Origin of the sequence: Oscillibacter sp. KLE 1745 (assembly GCF_000469445.2) — a bacterium.
GTDB lineage: Bacteria > Bacillota > Clostridia > Oscillospirales > Oscillospiraceae > Oscillibacter > Oscillibacter welbionis.
Genome location: NZ_KI271739.1, coordinates 574 through 2,036 on the forward strand (window position 1 = coordinate 574; position 1,463 = coordinate 2,036).

At 56.7% G+C, this 1,463-nt stretch carries 2 protein-coding genes; both read right to left on the reverse strand.

Going from position 1 to position 1,463, the window contains the following annotated elements:
- Positions 1-80 precede the first annotated feature (80 nt).
- Positions 81-1,295 (reverse strand): site-specific integrase, encoded by a 1,215-nt coding sequence (locus HMPREF1546_RS11515; protein WP_021750432.1) that lies wholly within the window; start codon positions 1,293-1,295, stop codon positions 81-83.
- Positions 1,258-1,463: hypothetical protein (locus HMPREF1546_RS19400; RefSeq protein WP_207640319.1), on the reverse strand; the 206-nt coding region annotated here is incomplete at its 5' end. The genes HMPREF1546_RS11515 and HMPREF1546_RS19400, both read right to left, overlap by 38 nt.

Below are 1,463 nucleotides of genomic sequence, written 5' to 3' on the forward strand. Positions count from 1 at the left end.
GCAGCATCATTTTAGCATCAAAGTTTTGCGCCCCCGACCGGCTGGTTTTCGGTCAGGGGCGCGTTTTTTTGGAGGTTTTTTCAGAGATCGAATCCTGCCGTGATCCCTGCCAGGCGGGAGGTATCCTTTTTCACGTAGTAGAGTTCTGTGATTTCCGAGGTGGAGTGGCCGAGAAGGTCGGCCACCTGTCGGGGAGAGAGGGAGCGGATGGTTCCATCCGGCTGTTTGACTCCGTTGACCAGATTGGTGGCGAAGGTGTGTCGGAGGGTATGGAGCCCCCGCTGTTCCAGGCCAGCCGCTTCCAGGATGCGGTAGTATCGCTTTCGAAAGTTTACCGGCCGGGTATAACCTCCGTGTTCATCAGAGATGAGAGGGGTGTCCTCTCCGAAGTATCGCTCCGCTCTCAGATCCAGGATGGCGTCTACTGCCGCCTGATTGAGGGGCACATCCCGCTTGCTGGAGGTGCTCTTCAGTTTACCGATTTTCACCTCTCTGCCGCTGGTGGATTCGGTGCCTTCCCGCCGGGAGACCTCTTTTACGCCCCGTTGGAGGTGGATGACGCGGTTCTCCAGATCAATGTCACTGTTCAGCAGGCCCAGCGCCTCCCCTGTGCGGAGTCCGGTGTTCAGCATCAGCGTATAGGCGGCTGCCTGCTGGTAGATGGGTGTCCCGTTTCCCCAGGTCCTGACAGCCTCCGCTTTAAACTTTGCGATCTCCTCTGGGGTGAAGATGGTCACAGTCTCGAAGGTTGGCAGATCCTCCTTGCCCTGGCTGGCCATGAAGTTTGACTTCTTGATCATGGGAGCCGCAGCCATTGGATTCTTTTGGATGCACTCCTGCTGGGTCAGGTAGCGGAAGTAGTCGGTGAGGATGTTGTAGACCTTCTTGACCGTGGTGTAGGCGTAGCCCTCATTCATCCAGTGGTTCAGCAGGGCCTTGATATCTGCAGAGGTGATGTCTCCTACCACCTTACTGCCGAGGACCGGGTAGATCTGGTGGGTGGCGGTGCACTCCAGCCGGTCGTAGGTGCCACGCTCCACGGAGGGGAATTTGAATACCCGGAGCCACCGCCCCATGCTCTCCTCCAGCCTTGCCCTGGACTCATCTGAGGCTGTTAGCTGGCGGTCGAAGTCAGCGAGGTATTCGGTGATCTTCTCCTTGACCTCCTGCTTCGTGGTGCCGCAGAAGGACTTGCGCTTCTTTTCCCCCTGCTCGTCTGAGTACCAGACCACGCCGTTCCAGCGGCCATCCGTCCGTTTAAAGATGTTGCCGTTTGTCAATAGTTTTCGCTGCATAGTTCAGCGCCCCTTTCTCAGCTACACAATACCACACCCTCCCGCGGATAGCCATACCAAAAGAGCGGAGAGGTCCCGAATATTGGTGCCTATTTTTTGTTTTATGCGGCGCAAAATTTGAGCTGGTGGATATTTCCTGAAAAAGCCCCTCCGCACCGTGTTTCCCTG